16 protein-coding genes are annotated in these 19,229 nt (G+C 45.5%); 1 reads left to right on the forward strand and 15 read right to left on the reverse strand.

Annotation, left to right across the window (positions count from 1 at the left end; all coding sequences use genetic code 11):
• Window positions 1–64: 64 nt before the first annotated feature.
• Genes ADM98_RS12095 through ADM98_RS12105 form a run of 3 tightly spaced genes read right to left on the reverse strand, consistent with a single transcriptional unit; the run spans window position 65 to window position 2,755 of the window.
• On the reverse strand, window positions 65–259 hold the full coding sequence (locus ADM98_RS12095) for a hypothetical protein (protein ID WP_053453747.1): 195 nt from the start codon (window positions 257–259) through the stop codon (window positions 65–67).
• Between the two features lie 43 nt (window positions 260–302).
• On the reverse strand, window positions 303–1,733 hold the full coding sequence (locus ADM98_RS12100; protein WP_235504891.1) for a RecQ family ATP-dependent DNA helicase: 1,431 nt from the start codon (window positions 1,731–1,733) through the stop codon (window positions 303–305).
• Window positions 1,733–2,755 (reverse strand): helix-turn-helix domain-containing protein, encoded by a 1,023-nt coding sequence (locus tag ADM98_RS12105; RefSeq protein WP_053453749.1) that lies wholly within the window; start codon window positions 2,753–2,755, stop codon window positions 1,733–1,735. Before ADM98_RS12105 ends, ADM98_RS12100 begins: the two co-directional genes overlap by 1 nt.
• Window positions 2,756–2,983: 228 nt before the next feature.
• Between ADM98_RS12105 and ADM98_RS12110 the strand changes: the two genes are divergently transcribed.
• The gene (locus ADM98_RS12110) at window positions 2,984–3,232 is read left to right on the forward strand and encodes a ferredoxin (protein ID WP_029342027.1); all 249 of its coding nucleotides are present in this window, start codon (window positions 2,984–2,986) and stop codon (window positions 3,230–3,232) included.
• 131 nt (window positions 3,233–3,363) lie between these two features.
• On the opposite strand, the gene ADM98_RS12115 is transcribed toward ADM98_RS12110, so the two are convergent.
• From ADM98_RS12115 to ADM98_RS12170, 12 genes are all read right to left on the reverse strand, one after another.
• On the reverse strand, window positions 3,364–4,323 hold the full coding sequence (locus tag ADM98_RS12115) for an ABC transporter permease (protein WP_053453750.1): 960 nt from the start codon (window positions 4,321–4,323) through the stop codon (window positions 3,364–3,366).
• On the reverse strand, window positions 4,323–5,393 hold the full coding sequence (locus ADM98_RS12120; RefSeq protein ID WP_053453751.1) for an ABC transporter permease: 1,071 nt from the start codon (window positions 5,391–5,393) through the stop codon (window positions 4,323–4,325). Before ADM98_RS12120 ends, ADM98_RS12115 begins: the two co-directional genes overlap by 1 nt.
• Window positions 5,390–6,919, reverse strand: a complete 1,530-nt coding sequence (locus ADM98_RS12125; protein ID WP_053453752.1) for an ABC transporter ATP-binding protein — start codon at window positions 6,917–6,919, stop codon at window positions 5,390–5,392. Before ADM98_RS12125 ends, ADM98_RS12120 begins: the two co-directional genes overlap by 4 nt.
• 66 nt (window positions 6,920–6,985) lie before the next feature.
• Window positions 6,986–8,059, reverse strand: coding sequence for a BMP family lipoprotein (locus tag ADM98_RS12130; RefSeq protein ID WP_053453753.1), 1,074 nt, complete (start codon window positions 8,057–8,059; stop codon window positions 6,986–6,988).
• Between the two features lie 129 nt (window positions 8,060–8,188).
• Window positions 8,189–8,908 carry a GntR family transcriptional regulator gene (locus tag ADM98_RS12135; protein ID WP_035407101.1) on the reverse strand — a complete coding sequence of 240 codons (720 nt, stop codon included), beginning with the start codon at window positions 8,906–8,908 and terminating at the stop codon, window positions 8,189–8,191.
• 222 nt (window positions 8,909–9,130) lie between these two features.
• Window positions 9,131–10,144: a BMP family lipoprotein gene (locus ADM98_RS12140; protein WP_053453754.1), complete on the reverse strand. Its 1,014-nt coding sequence runs from the start codon at window positions 10,142–10,144 to the stop codon at window positions 9,131–9,133.
• A gap of 332 nt (window positions 10,145–10,476) precedes the next feature.
• Window positions 10,477–12,624, reverse strand: a complete 2,148-nt coding sequence (locus ADM98_RS12145; protein WP_053453755.1) for a DNA translocase FtsK — start codon at window positions 12,622–12,624, stop codon at window positions 10,477–10,479.
• Between the two features lie 68 nt (window positions 12,625–12,692).
• The gene (locus ADM98_RS12150) at window positions 12,693–14,357 is read right to left on the reverse strand and encodes a ribonuclease J (protein ID WP_023468670.1); all 1,665 of its coding nucleotides are present in this window, start codon (window positions 14,355–14,357) and stop codon (window positions 12,693–12,695) included.
• Window positions 14,358–14,510: 153 nt separating this feature from the next.
• Window positions 14,511–15,173, reverse strand: a complete 663-nt coding sequence (locus ADM98_RS12155) for a M15 family metallopeptidase (protein WP_053453756.1) — start codon at window positions 15,171–15,173, stop codon at window positions 14,511–14,513.
• On the reverse strand, window positions 15,173–16,432 hold the full coding sequence (locus ADM98_RS12160; protein WP_053453757.1) for a lipid II:glycine glycyltransferase FemX: 1,260 nt from the start codon (window positions 16,430–16,432) through the stop codon (window positions 15,173–15,175). The genes ADM98_RS12155 and ADM98_RS12160 overlap by 1 nt, the downstream gene beginning before the upstream one ends.
• On the reverse strand, window positions 16,429–17,892 hold the full coding sequence (locus ADM98_RS12165; protein ID WP_053453758.1) for a UDP-N-acetylmuramoyl-L-alanyl-D-glutamate--2,6-diaminopimelate ligase: 1,464 nt from the start codon (window positions 17,890–17,892) through the stop codon (window positions 16,429–16,431). The genes ADM98_RS12160 and ADM98_RS12165 overlap by 4 nt, the downstream gene beginning before the upstream one ends.
• A gap of 59 nt (window positions 17,893–17,951) precedes the next feature.
• Entirely contained in the window at window positions 17,952–19,190 is a 1,239-nt protein-coding gene (locus tag ADM98_RS12170; protein WP_053453759.1) for a M16 family metallopeptidase, read from the reverse strand.
• Between the last annotated feature and the right edge of the window lie 39 nt (window positions 19,191–19,229).

Below are 19,229 nucleotides of genomic sequence, written 5' to 3' on the forward strand. Positions count from 1 at the left end.
GCCTCCTTCCCCTTCCTTTCTAGTATACGCTGAAAGGAAAAAAATCTCTGTTCACAATGTGCCCTTACATCATGAAACCGATGGAGACGAAGGCGATGATGATCGTGATCATGAGTACCGTCAGCGTGATGGCTAGCGGATTTTTTCGAAATGGCTGTTTTAATCGTTCATTTCGAACGTGTTCGATACGCGAAGAACGCGGTGGCAATAACTGATCCTCTTCGCTCTGATGCAACCGTCGTTGATCTTGTTTACTCAATGTTCATCACCTTTTCTTGAAAAATATAAGGATATTTTCTAGTTTACACCGAATATGGTGATGAAAAAAAGACTTGTTCTAAACGTATTTTCCAATCTACCGGTTGCGGCATCTTTCTCTTCACTGGATTTTCCCACTCAATTGTTCCACATACATCACAACAACGGGGTTGAACGACTGCCGCTTCATCAAAATGATGTAATAACATCGTCCGTCGACATTCGTTCCGGTGAATATAGTTCATCATTTGCTTGACCTCTTGTCGTTTGAGTTGTTTACGTTCCGTTTGCCACTGGGTAATGCGTTCCTTCGACCAACCGTTCTCGAGTTGCGACTTTAGGAGCCGATATGCCGGGTCTTCCGGATTAAGACGCAGACGACTTTCTATCTTAGTGTATGATTCACCTCGGTTCATGCCTTGTTGCAACTGATCAATCCATAGAGCGGGTGCATATTGTGTATCAATCAAGTACGTTTGTAATTGCTCGTCTTGAGCAGCATACAGCAAAATGGCCGTCGCCTCTTTTCCGTCTCGACCCGCGCGTCCGACTTCCTGCATATAGGCTTCAAGCGTCGCAGGCATCGTATAGTGAATGACCGATCGAACATTGCCCTTATCAACGCCCATCCCAAAAGCACTCGTGCAAACGAGACAATCAATTTCATCATGAAGAAACTGTTGTTGAACAAGCTGGCGGTCTTCAATCGTTAATCCAGCGTGATAGTAGGTCGCTCCTTCAATGATTTCCGCAATCCGTTCCGCTTCTTTACGAGTTGTCGTATAGATAACGCACGGACGAGCGATGCGTGTCATCCATCGTTGTAGTACGGCATCTTTTTCATCTCGATCGACGCAATCGACGACATACTGGAGTTCTGGTCGATTAATAGAACGACGAATGACTTTTGGGTCACGCATACGTAATTGTGTTCGAATATCCTCCTCCACAGCACGCGTCGCGGTTGCTGTTAAGGCGAGGCATGGCGGAAAACCGAGTTCTTGCCGGATTTGACCGAGTCTTGCATACTCCGGTCGAAACTCGTGTCCCCACTGTGAGATACAATGTGCTTCATCTACGACAAATAATGCGATGTTGACCTGCTTTAAGCGAGCTCGAATCTGCGGTAATGCGAGTTGTTCCGGCGATAAGTAAAGATACCGAAGATGTTCGAGGACAGATAAGATCTGTTCTTTCTCATCTCGCGTCTCGACAGAAGTTAACTTAGCGACAGACCGTTCTCCCCTGCGTTTGATTTGCATGACTTGATCTTCAATCAACGAGAGTAACGGCGACAGAATCAATGTCAGTCCTTCACCTTGGACATAAGAAGGAAACTGATAACAGACAGATTTGCCTCCACCTGTCGGCAAGATGGCAAGCGTGTCGTGTCCGTTCAGGATGGATTCGATGATTGGGCGTTGTCCGGGTCGAAACACTTCATAACCGAAATGACGATGCAATAACGCTTCCATTAAATCCCCTCCCATTTGCTACGTGCTAGCACAAGTCGAATCTGAAAATAGGATGCGTCTGTCTGCATATCACTTTTGATTCGCTTGAGTGCGTAAGTTTCGAGTTGTTGTGAAATACGACGAATTTCTTCTTGCTGAGCGGGTATAACAAAATGATCCAACGGAAAAGAAGAAGCATACATGGCGATTTCGACGAGATGATCTTCCATCGTACTATTTTTTAGTCGTCTCCGAATCGCAACATCTTCAACCGATATTCCCTGCTGCAATAACTCCCATGTCGTTTGAGCAGACTGCGTCATTTTAGATGTGTGTAGATCAGCACCGATCTGTTTTAGGAGTGGTGCTTTTTCTAAGTCAGCGATGCACTTTCGCCAAGCGATTGTAAATTCGAACTGGACAGTCTCAACATCCACCTTCATCATGTGTGCCAATTGCGGATAGGACCATCCTGCTTGCACGCCAGACAATCGATAACTAATTAACGTCGCCTCTCGCTCTGGCAAACGCTCAAAGAGCCGTATTAACTCTTGGTGCATATCATGTAACCAATTCGATCGATTCGAAATGGTTGGAAGAACACTCTTTACCCATTCGCGAACAATCGTCTCCTGTTGCACGGGAATGAACGGTTGTTTCGCTTCTAAACAAATCAGCGTTTGAACGAGCAGACTGAGTCGTTTCCACATCATCTCGGCATATCCACGTAGTTCACCACCTAATTGATCGATGACTACACTACTCGATTGACCCACTAGTCGCGTACCTTCATTCGTCAGTCGCAATGTCTCTTGCCGTTCGATCCACTGTTTCTCGGCAAGCTCAGTTAAGATCGATTCAAATCGTTGTTTACTAACTGTAACGGTACCGAACGTCGACTCCAAATCATAAAAATGAGCATCTTGCAGGGAAGTGGCTGACTTCTTCCCTTGAAAAACATGATAAAGACTCCGATCCGATCGTTCATTTCGAAGACGCTGAATCGATTCCAGAAAAATACGCTCCAGTAAAGAAACTTCCATATGTCACGCTCCCTTCTGATTTCTATTGTTCACCTATTTAGGTATGATACCTGTCCATTTTCGTTCGTTACGTTTTAGACATACCATTTGCGGGCATGTGATGATATATACATTTTCTGTTGTCACTTACGCTTCGTCATTGAAATGCAACGATGAGTCCGATACAATGACATATAGATGAGAACAGCGTGTTTCAATAATGTTTTCGTATAGAGAGGAGACCGTTCAATGGCTAAATTTACGATTGTCGACAAAGATACATGCATCGCATGTGGTGCTTGTGGAGCAGCTGCACCAGATATCTATGATTATGATGATGAGGGTTTGGCGTATGTCATTCTTGATGATAACAATGGTACTGCCGAAATTCCAGAAGCATTATTCGACGATATGATTGATGCATTCGAAGGATGCCCAACGGATTCAATCAAAGTAGCAGATGAATCATTCGAAGGCGATGCGTTAAAATTCGAATAAGTGAATAAAAAAAGATGTTTCCTCGCGAAACATCTTTTTTTATTCACTCTTTTTCGAACTCGATGAATGGTCATGTTTTAAAAAACCGGACGTTGCCGATTGGCAATGTCCGGTTCTTGATTGGTAAAATTTTAGCGTTTTCCTTTGATATACGGTATACCAACTGCTTTTGGCGCATCCGCACGACCAACGACACCAGCGAGTGCCAAGATCGTCAATAAATACGGTGCAATCAATAGATAAACTTGTGGAATCTGATCAAGTAAAGGCAATTGCTGACCAATGATTGAAATCGCTTGAGCGAATCCGAAGAAGAGCGCAGCTCCCATCGCACCAAGCGGATTCCATTTTCCGAAGATCATCGCAGCGATTGCGAGGAACCCTTGACCGAGGATCGTCGTGACACTGAAGTTCAATGAAATGGATGTTGCGTAGACAGCACCGGCAAGACCACCAAAACCACCAGAGATCATGACACCGATGAAACGCATCTTCGTAACGTTAATTCCCATCGTGTCCGCTGCCATCGGGTGTTCCCCAACAGAACGAAGACGAAGACCGAATGGTGTCTTAAAGATGATATACCACGCAACGAAGGCAAGAACGATCGCGATATACGATGTGTAATAAACGTTCGCAAAGAACATTTTCAAGACCGGAATGTCAGACAAGAATGGTACGTTTTCTTTCGAGATACGGTTTGGAATCGAGTCTGTCTGTCCTTTTTCATAAAGCGCACGGACAAGGAAGATCGCAAGACCGACTGAAAGCAAATTGATTGCCACTCCAAGAACCGTTTGGTCTGCACGGAAAAGGATTGCTGGAATCGCAAGGAAGAGCGAGAAGACCGCTCCGACGATGATTGCGATCAGCATCGCTAGCCATGGGCTCGCAGCACCTAATCCCATTTTTGATAGTGTTAACGCTGTGACAACACCTGTGAAAGCACCCATGACCATTAATCCTTCTAATGCGATGTTAACGACGCCTGAACGCTCACTGAAAATGCCACCAAGTGCTGCAATGATCAATGGAGCCGAATAGGCAAGTGCGATTGGCACGATGATATAAAGTACTTCAAGAAAACCCATTATTGACCGGCTCCTTTCGCTTTTTTAGATTCTTTCTTAACCGTGAACTTCTCAATGACGAGACGAATCGCGTAACCAGAAGCAACGAAAATGATAATGAACGCAATGATGATCTTAATCAATTCAGGCGGAATACCGATCTGTTGCATCGACAGACCACCGATGTTAAGTCCCGCAAACAGTAATGCCGCGAGAACGACACCGATTGGGTTATTCGCACCTAATAAGGCAACCGCAATTCCGTCAAATCCAACTCCTGTAAAGGATGCGTTTAGTGTCATGTTTTGGAATGTCCCAAGACCTTCCATCGCTCCAGCGAGCCCTGCAAACACACCTGAGATGACGAACGATAGGATGATGTTACGGTTAACGCCCATCCCTGCATATTCTGCAGCATTTTTGTTGAATCCAACTGCTCGGAGTTCATAACCAAGCGTTGTTTTCCACAAGATGAACCAGAAGACAAGCGCTGCGATGACTGCGATGAAGATTCCGTTGTGCAACCGTGAGAAATCAGTGATTTCTTGCAAGAACGGAGACGCAAGGGATGCTGATTCTTTTACGGATTCCGTCCGTTCGTTCGTAATTCCGATGACGTGACGTAAAATATCATTCGTAACATATAACGCGATATAGTTCATCATGATCGACGTGATAACTTCGTGCACGTGGAACTTCGCTTTTAAGATACCTGGAATCGAAGCCCAAAGTGCACCAGCTAATCCTGCACCGATTAATGCAAGCGGTAAATGAATCGCTGTCGGTAAATCAAACTCGATTCCGATCCAAACTGCGACCATCCACCCGACGAGTACTTGACCTTCAACCCCGATATTAAAGAGTCCAGTCCGAAAGGCAAACGCGACCGCGAGACCGGCAAAGATTAACGGAGCTGCTGCTCGTAATGTTTCACCGATACTGTATGGTTCGCCAAAAATACCATAGAATAACTGATCAAAACCGGCTATCGGATCGTATCCGCCGATGAGCATGACAATCGCCCCGACGACCATTCCAAGGATGATGGAAAGAATCGGAATGAGGATGCCGTAAAAACGCTCTAACTTCATGAATGACCTACCTCCTCTTTCTTACCGCCGGCCATCAGGAAGCCAAGCTCGATCTCATTCGTTTCTTTTGGATCCAAGAAGGCAACTGTTTTCCCTTCATAAAGAACAGCAATCCGGTCTGATACTTGAAGGATTTCTTCAAGTTCGAATGAAATCAATAGGACAGCGCGCCCTTTTTCACGTTCGAGAACCAACTGTTCATGAATAAACTCGATTGCTCCGACATCAAGACCACGTGTCGGCTGTGCTGCAATCAACAAATCTGGTGAACGATCGACTTCTCGCGCAATGATTGCTTTCTGTTGGTTACCACCTGACAAAGCACGAGCAAACGTCTCTGGACTCGGAGTTCGGACGTCGAACTTCTCGATGAGCGTTTTGGCTTTTTCCATGACTTGTTTATAGTTCATGATGCCCGCTTTTGAATACGGTTGTTGATAATACGTTTGCAAGACCATGTTATGCCCGATTGAATAATCGAGGACAAGTCCGTGTTTATGACGGTCTTGTGGGATATGACCGACACCAGACTCTGTCACTTTACGTGGTTTTAAGTTTTTGATTGATTTATTGTTGAGGAAAATCTCACCGCTGTCTGCTTTACGAAGACCTGTGATCGCCTCAATCAATTCTGTTTGCCCGTTGCCATCGATTCCGGCAATTCCGACGATCTCTCCGGCACGAATGTCGAGATTCAATCCATCGACAGCTTTGATGCCGCGACTGTCCTTGACGACCAAATCCTTGATGTCGAGAACAAGTTCTTGTGGATTTGCCTTGGAATACTCCGCATTAAAGTTTACTTCACGACCTACCATCATTTCAGCAAGACGGGATTGAGTCATCGTCTCATCGATATCGACCGTTCCGATATATTTACCTCGGCGAATCGTCGTACAGCGATCAGCTACTTCCATGATTTCCTTCAGTTTATGCGTGATGAGGATGATCGACTTTCCTTCTGCGATCAAGCGATTCATGATTTGAATTAATTCCTTGATCTCTTGTGGTGTCAAGACAGCAGATGGTTCATCGAAGATCAAGATATCTGCACCACGGTACAACGTCTTCAAAATTTCAACACGCTGTTGCATTCCGACTGAGATATCCTCGATTTTTGCATCAGGATCAACAGCAAGACCATACTGTTCAGAAATCTGGCGTACCTTCTCACGTGCAGATGCACGGTCGATCTTAATTCCCGCACGTGGCTCTGCACCTAAAATGATGTTTTCAGTAACAGTGAAATTTTGAACGAGCATGAAGTGTTGGTGCACCATTCCGATTCCTAGATCGTTCGCGACGTTCGGACTCGTAATATTGACTTTTTCACCACGTACACGAATTTCTCCAGCCTCAGGCTGATACAAACCAAATAAGACGTTCATCAGCGTCGATTTTCCGGCACCGTTTTCACCAAGTAAAGCGTGAATCTCACCTTTCCGAAGCTGGAGCGTGATGTTATCATTTGCGACGAAACTGCCAAACTCTTTTCTGATGTTTAGCATCTCAATGACGTATTCCAAGAAAATCCACTCCCATGTTTAGTTTAAAAGGGGGAGTCGCAATGCTAGCGACCCCCGCTTTCATTATTATTTCAGTGACGCTTCGTATTCTTTGTACTCGTCGTCTGTCGATGGGACTTTGATGTCGCCATCGATGATTTGTTTTTTGTACTCTTCGACTTTGTCGAGTGCTTCTTTCGAAACGTTGTCTTTCGAAGGTGCGATATCAACACCACCGTCTTTTAGACCGAACTCAACGACTTTACCTGCTGGGAAGTTGCCGTCTTTCGTATCTTTAGCGACTTGCTGGACTGCTGTATCAACACGTTTGACCATTGACGTCAATGTGACGTTCTCAGGCATACCTTCTTCGACTTGGTCACGGTCTACACCGATAACCCAAACGTCTTCACCGTTTTTCTTACGGTTTTTCGCTTCTGTGAATACCCCTTGTCCTGTACCACCAGCTGCGTGATAGATGACGTCGACTTTTTTACCGTACATACCTGAAGCGATTGCTTGTCCTTTTTCAGCAGCATTGAAGTCTTCTGCATATTGTACTTCGATGTCTGCATCAGGGTTGACTGCTTTAACGCCTGCTTTGAATCCACTTTCAAACTTTTTGATCAAATCAGAGTTAACGCCACCGACGAATCCGACTTTATCTGATTTCGTCGTCAATCCAGCAACAACACCCACGAGGAACGATCCTTCGTTTTCTTTGAAGACGATTGACGCGACGTTTGGCTTGTCGACAACCATATCAACGAGTGCAAAGTTGCTCTTTTTGAACTGATCCGCTACTTTACCGATGTCTTCACCCATCAAGAATCCGATACCGAGGATCAAGTCGTATTTAGCACGAGCTAATTGCTGAAGGTTTGGTTGGTAATCCGATTGTTTTGCAGATTGAAGATATTTGTAGCCAGTACCTTCTTTTAAGTCATTGTCTTTTCCGAACTTCTGGATACCTTCCCAAGCAGATTGGTTGAATGATTTATCATCCACGCCGCCTGTATCTGTAACCATACCTACTTTAAAGCCTTCTGATTTGCTACCGCTACCTGAATCTTTTGAATCGTCGTTGCCACCACATGCTGCAAGGACCGAACTCATTGCTAAACCTGTTGCTGCTAATGCGAGAAGTGACTTCTTTTTCATCTGGAAAATCCCCTTTCGAATATGGTCATACAAAGTTCAAGACTACGTCTAGCACCCGAGGCTGGCGATGAGGAGCGTTACGTAGGTTATGACGGAAAGCGCTTTCAGTATTCATCCTAAAACAATGGCTCACACACGTTTACGGATGACGTGGAAATCAAACTTATCTGCTCGGAAGTAGTTCGCTGAAAAAAGAACGGAACGATCGAGCTCATCATAATGCGTCTGGCGCAATGCGAGCAAAGGTTGGTCCGTATGTAATTGTTCAGCGATTTTCGGATCAATACGCGGCTCGATATGCGTCACGGCATGTGTGACACGTCGTCCGAGTTCTTTTTCTAGAGCATCAAATAATGATGTCGAAGAGGTGAACTGCTCTTCATTTTTAATATAATGGCTTGGAATCTTATCGATACAATAGACGACAGGAACATCTCCTGCGAGTCGGATTCGTTCGATTCGATAAACCAATTCATCCGGACCAAGTTGAAAGCGTTCTCGGTCGCGCTCAGTCGGTTGGACCATCTCGGATGATAACACTTCTGATGTCGGAATCATACCTGCACGTGCAATCATTTCTGTCACACTGTATAACTCCTCAATGCCAGAAGTAAACGGTGGTCTTGCATTGATAAACGTACCGACACCGTGTTTACGGATGACGATGTTCTCATCTTCAAGAATTCGTAATGCCTCTCGAAGAGTAGCTCGACTGACGCCAAGTTGCTTTGAAAGTTCAAACTCTGAAGGGAGCTTCTCGCCTTCCTTGTAAACGCCGTCATCGATGTCAGACTTGATTTTTTCAATCACACGTAAATAAAGCAAACGATGATCTAATTTAATCGACATGACGCATCTCCATCCTCTATCTAGTTGTAACCAGTGCTCAGACTTCTGACGTATGAGAACTCCAGCCAAGATAAGTATATGACGCCCAACACAATCCTGCAATCATTTTGTAACAGGTTAGAAGTCTGACTTCTGGCGCTTTTGTAACCCTTTTCATAACGCAATCAATAATGGAAGAAAATAGGGCATTCTACCTAAGAATGCCCTTTCTCTTTTCAACGCTTATTGCTCAGGTACTTCGATTTTTCCAGAAACGACATCCGCTTTTGCTTTTTCAAGCACCGTCATCGTCTTCTTCGAAATTTTTTCTGACGGAACAACATCAACGCCATCTTCTTTCAGACCATAACGAATCGTTTTTCCACCTTCGAGTTTACCGTCTTTCGCTGCGTTTGCTGTATCTTCGACTGCACGATCAACACGCTTAATGACAGATGTCAATGTTACATCTTCAGGCATACCTTCTTCTTTTTGGTCACGATCGACACCGATAACCGAAACATCTTCACCATTTTTCTTACGATTCTTCGCTTCTGTGAAGACACCATTTCCTGTCCCACCTGCTGCTGGGAAGATAATATCTGCTCCTTTACCGTACATACCTGCTGCGATGGCTTGACCTTTTTCTGGCGCTGCGAAATCTTCAGCATACTGAACATCAATTTTAATCTTCGGATTGACGGATTTAGCACCTGCTTCGAAACCAGCACGGAACCGCTCGATAACGTCCATCTTCATTCCACCAACGAAACCGATGTGATCTTTTTTAGTTTCCATTGCAGCAACGATCCCCGCGAGATACGCTCCCTCATTTTCCTTGAATGTAATCGACGTGACGTTTTTTCCTTCAACGACGTTATCAACGATTGCAAATTGTGTGTCTTTAAATTGATCCGCAACTGTTTTGATATCCTCATTGAACGTGTTCCCGATTCCGAAGACTAAATCTTCTCCACCACGAGCAAGACGTGATAAATTCGGCTGATAATCTTGTTGTGATTTAGATTGTAGATAAGAGAAGCCTTCGTTTTTTTGAAGTTTGTTGTCTTTTCCGTATGCTTGAAGTCCTTCCCAAGCTGATTGGTTGAACGATTTGTCATCGATTCCACCCTTGTCTGCTACCATTGCAACAGAGAATTGATCTTTTTGATCGGCTTTCTCACCAGAACCACCACAAGCAGCAAGACCAACCGTTGCTACTGACATCATCGATACGATCACGTGTTTCTTCTTCATCTTATCCATCTCCTCTACATTTATGAGAGCGCTTTCATTATCTATTTGTGAAAAAGTCGCTCCCAGACCTTAGTCAAAGGTCGGTCTCTCATATGACTGAGTATGCCAAAAAGTCTTTCGAAAATCAACAGACGTCTGACAACTATTTTCATGAAAGCGATTTTATTTTTGTTTGATTCTAGATTTTTCCCATTCATTTCTATTTATACAAAATCATCCTCTGTTTTGATCCTTTATATTTTTATATGAACGAGGTTCTCCTTCTATCAAGCCATTATTCTAAAAAAAGAAAAGGAAGTCCCGGAATAATCCGTGACTTCCTTTTCAATCGATCAACGTCCCATGACACGACGTGGTTTCGATCCCTCAGACGGACCAATCAATCCGTTTTCTTCTAACGCATCGATTAGACGGGCTGCGCGGTTATAACCAATCCGGTACTTTCGTTGAATCATTGAAGTCGATGCCGTCTCTTGGGTCAGAATGAACTGGACAACTTCATCATAAAGAGGATCATCGACTTCTGTTTCCCCTTCCGGTACATCTTTTGGAATCATCGCTTCAACGTATTGTGCCTTTTGTTGACTGATGACATGATTGACGACCTTCTCGACTTCTTCATCCGATAGGAAGGCACCTTGTACGCGGACGGGTTTGTTCATGCCGTTACCGAGTAACAACATATCTCCTCGTCCAAGCAACTTATCAGCACCTCCTGTATCAAGAATCGTCCGTGAGTCTGTCGCACTCGAGACACTAAATGCGATACGCGATGGAATATTCGCCTTGATGACACCCGTGATGATATCAACACTCGGTCGTTGCGTCGCGATGACCATATGAATTCCTGCCGCTCGTGCCATTTGTGCAAGACGCATGATCGCATCTTCGACTTCATTTGACGCAACCATCATCAAGTCTGCCAACTCATCGACGATGACGACGATGTACGGTAATCGTTGATGAACTTTTTCCTCTGCGTTCATCTTATCAATCAATGCATTGTAGCCTTCAATGTTTCTTGCTCCGTTTTGGCTGAAGATCTCATAACGACGTTCCATTTCTGAGACGACTTGTTTTAACGCCTGTGCCGCTTTTTTCGGATCAGTGACAACTGGTGCTAAGAGATGTGGAATCCCATTATAGACATTCAACTCGACCATTTTCGGATCGATCATCATCAGACGGACTTCATCCGGTCGTGCGCGCATTAATATCGAGACAATCATACCGTTAATACAGACCGATTTACCAGAACCGGTTGAACCGGCAACTAAGACGTGTGGCATCTTATTCAACTTTGCCGTTACCGTCTCACCAGAAATACTTCGTCCAAGCGCTACAAGTAATCGATCGCTATCCGATTGTACACTTTCTGCGCCAAGTACTTCTCGAAGGGAGACCATCGCGACTTCACGGTTTGGAACTTCAATCCCAACAGCAGCTTTCCCCGGAATCGGTGCTTCGATCCGAATATCTTTCGCCGCTAACGCAAGCGCTAAATCATCGGCGAGTCCAGTAATTCGACTAAGCTTGATGCCCTGCTTTGGTTCAATTTCATATTTCGTAACACTCGGTCCTAAGTGAATTTTTAAGACTTTCGCTCCAATTCCGAATGATTTTAAGGTTGCAATCAATTTCGTCGCGTTATCCTTTAGTCGTTTATTCTCACCCGATAAGTCTTTTGACGTCGGCTCGGCTAATAAATCAAGCGACGGCAGTTGATATCCATCTGGTGTCTCCGTCATCGTCAGTGGTCCTTGTGTCTCCGCTGCTTGCGGTTCAACATGATCAGCAAAACCAATGATTGGTACGTCTTGAATGTTGACCGAAGGATCCTCTGCTTCTTGTTCCGTTTCCACCGGTTCCTCGACAGTTGCCGGTCGCAACGTCTTCGGTTTTTTCTCACGGACCGGTTTCGGCGTCAGCTCTTTTTCGACACGAGGACGAGGTATCCGTTCACGATTGCGAAACTCTTCTATGCGTTCCCGAAGTCCGAGCCAGAGTTCTCCATAGAACGCTGGTCGAAGTAAATGAACGGCTGTCCCAATAAAGAACAGGCCAATCAAAAAGGCACCACTGCTTGAGATGTAATAGGCTGCGTTTTGATAAAGCCATCCGTTTAAGATACCGCGGGGTGCACCAAGTATCAAATCGATCCAGACAACTAAACCGATCAGTAACATCGACCATGCCCATTTTTGTGCGCGCGAAGCAGACGACAGTAGTAAGAGTAGGACAGCACCAATCCCTCCATATAATAAGGAACCAAACTGACCAATCAGTCGTTCTCCTCCGTCAGCTAGCGTCAGTCCGACTTTTCCGAACTCTCCAAAAGCGAGGAAGAAGGCAAGCAGTGAGACGATTGCGATGATGGTCGCATATGTACGATAAGCAATCGGCTGACGTTGTTTCTTAGCTGCCGGTCGTTTCCGTGGCGGCGTTTTTTTTCGTACGGGTTTTCGTTTCGTCGTCGCCATACGTCATCCCTCCTGATAAAAAAACGGCTCAGTGGACCAGGTATTGGTCAATCTGAGCCGCTTGTTTGTTAAATCTCCATGATGATTGGAAGAATCATCGGGCGGCGTTTCGTCTGTTCATAGAGATAAGCACTCAGTTTATCTCGAATCAGCGATTTCATTTCCGTCCAATCCAATTCTCCGTTTAATTTACCTTGCAGTTGTTTCGCAACGATTCGGTTCGCTTCATTAATCATATCCTCTGATTCGCGCATGTAGACGAATCCACGAGAGATGATTTCTGGTCCCGAGACGATCGTCTTGTTTTTCCGACTGATCGTAATGACACAGAGGACGACACCGTCTTGCGATAACAAGCGACGATCGCGAAGCACGATGTTTCCAACATCACCGACACCGATTCCATCAATCAAGACGTTACCAGCGTTAACTTTACGTGACATCCGTGCTTTTCGTTTCTCAAACTCAACGACATCACCATTTTCGATGATGAAGATGTTGTTTGCATTGACACCCACTGTTTGTGCTAGACGACTATGTGCCTTTTGCATCCGGAATTCACCGTGGATCGGTAAGAAGAATTTCGGTTTGATCAAGTTGAGCATCAATTTTAAGTCTTCTGCATGACCGTGACCTGAAACGTGCACTTTTCGTTGGTTATAAATGACATTCGCACCCGCACGGAATAATAGGTCGATTGTTTTCGAAACCGACTTTTCATTACCTGGAATCGGCGAAGCCGCAACGACGACGGTATCGTTTAAGCGAATGTTAACTTGCTTATGCGCGTTACGTGCCATTCGTGTCAAGGCTGCCATCGGCTCACCTTGCGATCCTGTCGTCAAGATGACGACTTGGTTATCGTCGAGGCGGTTGATGTCAGACAGATCAATCAGTGTTTTTTGTTTAAAGCGTAAGTAATTCAAACGCTGTGCCACTTCGACGTTGTTGACCATACTCCGACCGACGACTGCTACTTTACGATTATTCGCTTCTGCTGCTGCAAACACTTGTTGCAAACGATGAATGTTCGAAGCGAATGAAGCGACGATGACACGACCTGGTGCCTCATAGATGACATCGTTGAGTTCAGAACCGACGATCGATTCTGACCCAGACATCCCTGGTCGCTCTGCATTCGTCGAGTCAGACAGTAAGCAAAGTACTCCCCGTTGACCAATCGCTGCAATTTTCCCGAAGTCTGCCTGTTTTCCATCGACTGGTGTGTAATCGAACTTGAAATCCCCCGTATGGACGATGGCACCTTGAGACGTTTGAATACAAACCCCGACTGCATCCGGAATCGAGTGGTTGACCCGGAAGAACGTAATAAAATGACCTGCAACGGTTAATTTCGTCTTGGCATCAATTGGACGAAGATCTGCCTTTTTCAATAAACCGGCTTCTTTTAATTTGTGTTCAATCAAACCGAGCGTTAAACGTGTTCCGTAAACTGGTACCTTCAAGTCACGTAAGACGTAACTGAGTGCCCCGATATGATCCTCGTGACCATGGGTAATGAAAATCCCCTGAATCCGCTCTTTGTTTTCTTTTAAATAACTGATGTCTGGAATGACTTTATCGATTCCAAGCATCTCGTCTCCTGGGAACATTAATCCGGCATCGATGACGAAGATGTCCTCGTCGAGTTCGACGACGTACATGTTCTTCCCGATCTCACCGGCGCCACCAAGAGCAAAGACGCTTACTTTTTCCGTCTTCTTCTTTGACACAACATGACCTCCTATAATTCATATTCACTTTTCGTGAGCCGTCCACTTATCACTATCACTATTCTAGCCGAATTTTCACAATCTGCCAACAAAACGACTAGGAAATCTAAAAAAAACGTCATTCCTGCCACATTACTCCAGGAATGACGTTGATCATGTATTCAACAGGTCTTCGACTTCTTCCGTCCGTTTTGCTTTTTCCGAACGACTTGGACGTTCCCCATCCTTCAGTTCGTCAAGCGAATATCCGAACGTCATCTCGAAGTGTGGATAGTCGACGAATCGTTTCCAGTCGCCTCCCCATTCAAAACCAAGTGCTTTACCAATATCAGCGACTTCACGCCAGTCACTTTTCCCTGACCGATTCCCATCGTACTCAAGATCATACGATATCTGTCCGTTCACCAGTTGTACGAAATCGACAGCGAGTCCATAATTATGCATCGATTCACCACCGCGTGCATTTGTGACGACTTCGCCTGCCTCAGAACGCCCCTGTTCATAAAGCGCGTTCTGTTGCTGAATCGAGCGGTACCCTTGCGTAATCTTAATATCGATATTGTAGCAAGAGTGGGCAACTCGGATCAGATCTTTTGCTCCTGCTTCAACAGCTGGGTGCAGACGTTTCAGGTTCGCTTCGCTTGCGTTAATCAATCGATTTTCACCCGCTTCGTCTCGTGGACAACTCTCGATTCCGAGCTCTGGCTGATCCATTAAAATCGTCGGCATCCGATTCATGGATGCCGCAAGAAACAATCCAACCGCAAACATCGTCAATAAAAACACGATCCAACCGAAGATTGTCCCCCGTTTCATCAGCGACGGAGTTTCTTCCGCAATTTTTGGAGAATCGGTAACCCTGTTTCAAGTAATAGATACAAGGGACGATTAAGCACGTAATCGAACTCACCAATCTTTTCGATCATCCGACTACCCCAACCTGATTTAAAGGCGTAGAGTCCCGCATAATGGTCGTCTGGATCGGTCGAACCGCTAACTCCACCGAAGTCATAGGAGAGCGCTCCATGTTCTTTCGCATATTGCATCATCGTCCATTGCATCAAGTGGTTCGGCATGAACTCCCGGTACTCGTTTGACGATGCGCCGTATAAGTAATACGAACGTCGACCAGCGAGCGTTAATAACCCACCAGACAAGATGACACCGTTTGGATGTTTCGCAGCAATCGTCATCAGTTCCGTCTTCGACTTCTCTGCTTTTTCAATTTGTGCTGTCGTCTGTTCCAAGCGGTTGTTTAAGCTCTTCAACTTCTTCTCAGCTGTTTCTTTCTCCAGCTGACGATGAATCTTCGAGAGTTCCTTATCGGCTTGAAGCAATAATGCTTCCGTGTTTTCAAGCGCACGGACGACATCAAGTTTCGTCAAGAACAAAACAGCGTCCCCTTGTGGGTGCAGATGATCGTACAGATTTTCGAAGTAATCCAGACCACGAATCGAGAAACCATCCCGCTCGCCCGTCTCGACCATCAGTTTCGCAAATGTTTTGAGTCCTTCGCGATCGACTTGTTCGCAAACGATACCTTTGCGTTCAGCAAGGCGTACATTATAGCGAAACTTCGAATGGAAACCATCGAAGATTTCTTTTTCTGTCCCTTCAAGACTCGTCTCCATCGTAAAACGTGGTTGTGCATAGTCAAAACCACCACCGAAGCCATTATGTTTAAATCCGAGACCTTGCATCTCCTGTAACAGCCCAGGGTATTCTTCTCGCTCGACGTTTGGATCAAATTTAATCGCGATCGACTTGTGTTGTTTTGCGACACGAATCGCTTCGTCACGAAGGGCACGGAGTGCGTCCGTATCCATATAATCGACGACGAAACCACGTGGCGCATAACAAAGCGTAAACGGTAACTTCGGTACTTTCTTGAATAAGAGCAGCCCGACTCCGGCAATCTCACCGGAAGTCGTTCCGACTGCAATGCGTTCATGTGTCCATCCAGTTGCGCTCTTGACTTCACCCCACGCAGGAAGCTGAAGTAAATCGCCTTTTGGATGTGTTTTTACGAATGTTTCAAATTGATCTATGGTTACAACGATTGGTTGATAAGTCACTTCTGTTCCTCCATTTGCCGTATCATCTCTTTGACGATGACTTCCTCATCGAGAGGAATTTTCTCATCCTCAATAATTTGATATTTTTCATGGCCCTTACCGGCTAAGATGACGATATTGTCTGGTCGCGCAAGACGTGCTGCGTAACGGACTGCCTCTTCTCGATCGCCGATCTCGACGAATTGATCGTGAGTCATCCCTTTTGCAATGCCAGACGTAATCGAATCATATGCTTCATATCGTGGATCATCCGTCGTGATGACGACCGTTCCTGCATAGGTCGAAGCGAGTTCACCCATTTTTGGTCGTTTCGTCACGTCACGGTTTCCACCTGTACCAATGAGGAAAACAATCTTTTCCTTCGGTACATCGACAAGTGCTTTCAGACATTGTTCAATGCCATCTGGCGTATGTGCATAATCGACATAGACGTTATACCCGTCGATTGGCAACCGTTGCATCCGTCCTTTTGCCGGACGGATCGCTGAGATGGCTCCTGCAATCGTCGCTAAATCATATCCGCAAGACAAAAGGATTCCTGTCGCAAGCAATAAATTATAGACATTGAAGCGACCGATGAAGTTCGCCGTGACATCGACTTGTTCTTCCTTGTACAACATCGTGAATGTCGTTTGTTGAAGCGACTGATGGATGTTCGTCGCTCGAAGATCCGCCATATTGTCAATACCGTACGTCATGACACGAGCACCTGTCATCATCTCATACAATTCACTCGTCGGATCATCAGCGTTCAAAACTGCGACTTTTTCTGTCGTCAGCCGTTGTCCAAGTTGTGCGAATAACAACCCTTTTGCGCGCGCGTAATTCTCAAACGTTTTATGAAAATCGAGATGATCATGCGTTAAATTCGTAAATCCAGCTACGTCGTAATCAACACCTGTCACCCGGCCAAGCTCTAATCCGTGCGAAGATACTTCCATGATGACATCTTGGACCTCTTCTTCGTGCATCTGGTGGAGAAAGGCTTGCAGTTCAGAACTTTGAGGTGTCGTATTACGGCTTGGTACGACGCGGTCGCCAATCTTGACTTCAACCGTCCCGATGATGCCCGTCTTCCGACCAAGGTGCGCTAATATATCACGGACGATCGTCGTCGTCGTCGTTTTCCCATTCGTTCCTGTAATACCGATCATCCGCATCTTTTCAGAAGGATAATCATAGAATTTACCAGCCAACTCGGCAATGGCACGTGATGTACTGCGAACAAGAATGACAGGAATCGACACGTCGACCGGTTGTTCCGCGACAATTGCGACTGCTCCTTGTGCTTCCGCCTGTTTAACATAGTCGTGCCCATCAACAGTGTACCCTTTGATGGCAACGAACAATGTGCCCGGTTTAACATCCCGTGAATCGGTCGTGATGGACGTAACGTCCACCTCTACCATTCGTTCGATTTTTTGCGTCTGTATGACTTGAATCAGTTCAGCTAAATTCAACGGTATTCCTTCTTTCTCGACATCGTCATTTCATGTGTTACATCTATTCCGTTCTACTGTCAGGCTTCCTCTTCATCATCATCGTCTGCCGGAAGAATATAGGCCTTTGCCGGTTCCTCCGAAAAGATGTACTGAATCAGTTCCTCGATATCCGACGGACGAATCCGTTCGACATCCGCTAACACTTCTTCTAGTGACGGATGACGGTGCAGGTGCAACTCATTCCGTGCATTTCGGTTCATGTGGCTCGAAGTGCCTTCGTTCCCCAAGATGAGAGAACCTTTCAGCTGCTCAATTCCATCTTCCAGTTCCTTAGCCGATAATCCATCCTGCTTCAATCGATTAATTTCAGCTGCTAGGACCTGTTCGACTTCTTCGACCGATTCCGGTGACGTCCCGACATAAATCGTAAACGTTCCGTGATCGTCAAACGTCGTGTAATACGAAAAGACTGAATAAGCAAGACCACGTTCCTCTCGAATCGATTGGAACAAACGACTCGACATCGTTGCACCGAATGCATTATTGAGTAAGGCGAGGGCAGGCAAACGTGGATCAGCAGAAGGAATCGCACGGAAATTATAACAAATATGTGCCTGTTCCGTATCCTTTTCCTTACGAATCACACCATTTTGTAACCTTGGTGACGTCGTTTGACGTGTTTTCTCGCGTGATACAAGAATCGACATTCGCTCCGTAATCTGCGTAATCAACTCGTCTGTTACGTTCCCGGCAACGGAAATAACGATTTGATCCGGCGCATACGCTTCTTCAAGATACTGTCCAATCATCTTCCGATCAATCCGAAGCACACTTTCCTCCGTTCCAAGAATCGGACGTGCCATGACATCCTCACCGTATGCTGCAATCGCTAGCAGTTCGTGGACAAGATCATCCGGTGTGTCATCGTACATTTTAATCTCTTCGATGACGACCTTTTTCTCTTTTTCCAGTTCATCCGCGTCAAACGTCGATTCGAGGAACATGTCCGCTAATACCTGAAAGGCTTCTCCCGCATGCTCATCTAATGTCTTGACGTAATAGCACGTTTGATCCTTACTCGTGAACGCATTAATATTTCCACCAAGTCGGTCAAAGTAAACCGCAATCTCTTTTGCCGTATGGCGTTTTGTTCCCTTGAACATCATATGCTCAATCAGATGACTGATGCCATGCTCTTCGCTATGTTCAGTCCGACTCCCTGCTTGAATGAAGATGCCTGTCGCAACGCTGCGTGCTTCCGGCATCCGCTCAACGATTAGTCGAACCCCGTTTTCTAGTTGTATCCGTTCGATCATAGTAATTCCTCCAAATATAGGAAACAAGGTGGCTCTCGT

It is taken from the genome of Exiguobacterium sp. BMC-KP, from assembly GCF_001275385.1.
GTDB lineage: Bacteria > Bacillota > Bacilli > Exiguobacteriales > Exiguobacteriaceae > Exiguobacterium_A.

What these genes read in the sequence shown, in the direction of transcription:
- ADM98_RS12170 (WP_053453759.1), bottom strand. Translation starts at nt 19,190, where the DNA reads ATGATCGAACGGATACAACTAGAAAACGGGGTTCGACTAATCGTTGAG.
- ADM98_RS12100 (WP_235504891.1), bottom strand. Translation starts at nt 1,733, where the DNA reads ATGGAAGCGTTATTGCATCGTCATTTCGGTTATGAAGTGTTTCGACCC.
- ADM98_RS12105 (WP_053453749.1), bottom strand. Translation starts at nt 2,755, where the DNA reads ATGGAAGTTTCTTTACTGGAGCGTATTTTTCTGGAATCGATTCAGCGT.
- ADM98_RS12130 (WP_053453753.1), bottom strand. Translation starts at nt 8,059, where the DNA reads ATGAAAAAGAAGTCACTTCTCGCATTAGCAGCAACAGGTTTAGCAATG.
- ADM98_RS12145 (WP_053453755.1), bottom strand. Translation starts at nt 12,624, where the DNA reads ATGGCGACGACGAAACGAAAACCCGTACGAAAAAAAACGCCGCCACGG.
- ADM98_RS12115 (WP_053453750.1), bottom strand. Translation starts at nt 4,323, where the DNA reads ATGGGTTTTCTTGAAGTACTTTATATCATCGTGCCAATCGCACTTGCC.
- ADM98_RS12135 (WP_035407101.1), bottom strand. Translation starts at nt 8,908, where the DNA reads ATGTCGATTAAATTAGATCATCGTTTGCTTTATTTACGTGTGATTGAA.
- ADM98_RS12155 (WP_053453756.1), bottom strand. Translation starts at nt 15,173, where the DNA reads ATGAAACGGGGGACAATCTTCGGTTGGATCGTGTTTTTATTGACGATG.
- ADM98_RS12110 (WP_029342027.1), top strand. Translation starts at nt 2,984, where the DNA reads ATGGCTAAATTTACGATTGTCGACAAAGATACATGCATCGCATGTGGT.
- ADM98_RS12140 (WP_053453754.1), bottom strand. Translation starts at nt 10,144, where the DNA reads ATGAAGAAGAAACACGTGATCGTATCGATGATGTCAGTAGCAACGGTT.
- ADM98_RS12120 (WP_053453751.1), bottom strand. Translation starts at nt 5,393, where the DNA reads ATGAAGTTAGAGCGTTTTTACGGCATCCTCATTCCGATTCTTTCCATC.